We start from the raw sequence: 2030 nt of genomic DNA, 5'->3' as shown, positions 1-2030 counted from the left end.
GGCCGAGTGCGGCCCCCGTACCAGCCAGGCGCGACTCGGACCCGACCACACCTGACCGAGGAAGTCGGCGAGCGGCCGGCCGTCCTCGGTCTTCCGGGCGGGGCACCGGACCGGCGGCGCCGCGTCAGCGCGCGCCGATCTCCTCCGTCAGCTGCGGCAGCACCTCGAAGAGGTCACCGACGACGCCGTAGTCGACCAGGTCGAAGATCGGGGCCTCCGGGTCCTTGTTGACCGCGACGATCGTCTTGGAGGTCTGCATGCCGGCCCGGTGCTGGATCGCGCCGGAGATGCCCGCCGCGACGTAGAGCTGCGGCGAGACCTGCTTGCCGGTCTGGCCCACCTGGTTGGAGTGCGGGTACCAGCCCGCGTCCACCGCGGCGCGGGAGGCGCCGACGGCCGCGCCGAGGGAGTCGGCCAGCTTCTCCACGACGCCGAAGCCCTCGGCGGCGCCGACGCCGCGGCCGCCGGAGACCACGATCGCGGACTCGGTCAGCTCGGGGCGGCCGCTGGAGACGCGCGGCGTGCGCGACACCACCCTGGCGGCGTTGCCGGTGAAGGCGACGGTGACGTTCTCGACCGTGCCGGCGGCCGGGGCGGCCTCCGGGGCGGCGGAGTTCGGCTTGACGGTGATGACCGGGACGCCGTGCGAGACCGTCGACCTCACCTGGTACGAGGCGGCGAAGACGGACTGCGTGGCGACCGGGCCCTTCTCGCCGGCCTCCAGCTCGACCGCGTCGGTGATGAGGCCGGAGCCGAGGCGGAGCGCGACCCGGGCCGCGATCTCCTTGCCCTCGCCGGAGGAGGTCACCAGGACGGCGGCCACCTCCTTCTCCTTCGCGATCTGGGTGAGCGCGTCGACCTTCGGCACGACGAGCTGCTCGGTGAACTCGGCCCCGTCCGCGACGTACACGGTGGCCGCGCCGTACTCCCCGGCCGTGGCGGCGATCGACGCCGCGGCCTCGCCCGCGCCGAGCACGACGGCGGTGGGCTCGCCCAGCCGGCGGGCCAGGGTGAGGAGTTCGAGGGCCGGCTTGCGGACCGCACCGTCGGCGTGGTCCACGAGAACCAGGATCTCAGCCATGATTCGTTGCTCCTGAGTGGTGTCTGGCTGACGGTCGGTCAGATGAACTTCTGGGCCGCGAGGAAGGCGGCGAGCTGCTTGCCGCCGTCGCCCTCGTCGGTGACGATCGTGCCCTGCGTACGGGCCGGGCGCGCCGCGACCGAGTCCACCAGGGTCCAGGAACCGGCCAGGCCCACCTCGGCCTCGTCGATGTCCAGGTCGTCGAGCTCCAGCTCCTCGACGGGCTTCTTCTTGGCGGCCATGATCCCCTTGAAGGAGGGGTAACGGGCCTCGCCGGACTGGTCGGTGACCGAGACGACGGCCGGCAGCGGAGCCTCCAGGAGCTCGGTGGCGGCGTCGCCGTCCCGCCGGCCCTTGACGAGGCCGCCCTCGACCGAGACCTCGGAGAGCAGGGTGATCTGCGGGAGGCTCAGACGCTCGGCGAGCAGCGCGGGCAGCACGCCCATCGTGCCGTCGGTGGAGGCCATGCCGCAGACGACCAGGTCGAAGCCGGTCTTCTCCAGGGCCTTGGCCAGGACGGCGGAGGTCGCCATGACGTCGGAGCCGTGGATGGCCTCGTCGTTGACGTGCACGGCCTTGTCGGCGCCCATGGACAGCGCCTTGCGCAGCGCGTCCTTGGCGTCGTCGGGGCCGACGGTGACGACGGTGACCTCGGCGTCGTCCGCCTCTTCGGAGATGCGCAGGGCCTGCTCGACCGCGTACTCGTCGAGCTCCGAGAGCAGCCCGTCGACCTCGTCGCGGTCCACGGTCAGGTCGTCGGCGAAACCGCGGTCGCCGGTCGCGTCGGGGACGTACTTCACACAGACAGCGATCTTCAGGGTCACGGCCTGTCTCCTTCCAGAGGTCGTGGGTGCTACGGGAGGTTGCGGGCCATCACGATGCGCTGAACCTGGTTGGTGCCCTCGTAGATCTGGGTGATCTTGGCGTCGCGCATCATGCGCTCGACGGG

General features: G+C 72.0%; 3 protein-coding genes. All 3 read right to left on the bottom strand.

Features of this window, described 5'->3' with window-relative positions; genetic code table 11:
* Positions 1–124: 124 nt before the first annotated feature.
* Positions 125–1081 (bottom strand): electron transfer flavoprotein subunit alpha/FixB family protein, encoded by a 957-nt coding sequence (locus tag ABTY40_RS30800; protein ID WP_352062513.1) that lies wholly within the window; start codon positions 1079–1081, stop codon positions 125–127.
* A 38-nt stretch (positions 1082–1119) separates the two neighbouring features.
* On the bottom strand, positions 1120–1905 hold the full coding sequence (locus tag ABTY40_RS30795; RefSeq protein WP_352062512.1) for an electron transfer flavoprotein subunit beta/FixA family protein: 786 nt from the start codon (positions 1903–1905) through the stop codon (positions 1120–1122).
* A 29-nt stretch (positions 1906–1934) separates the two neighbouring features.
* On the bottom strand, positions 1935–2030 hold a 96-nt coding region (locus ABTY40_RS30790), incomplete at its 5' end, for an acyl-CoA dehydrogenase family protein (protein WP_157849844.1).

This window comes from Streptomyces sp. NPDC126503 (assembly GCF_040302405.1).
GTDB classification, from domain to species: domain Bacteria; phylum Actinomycetota; class Actinomycetes; order Streptomycetales; family Streptomycetaceae; genus Streptomyces; species Streptomyces gulbargensis.
The sequence above is the reverse complement of the archived record's forward strand: the minus strand, read 5'-3'. Positions and strand labels throughout refer to the sequence as shown.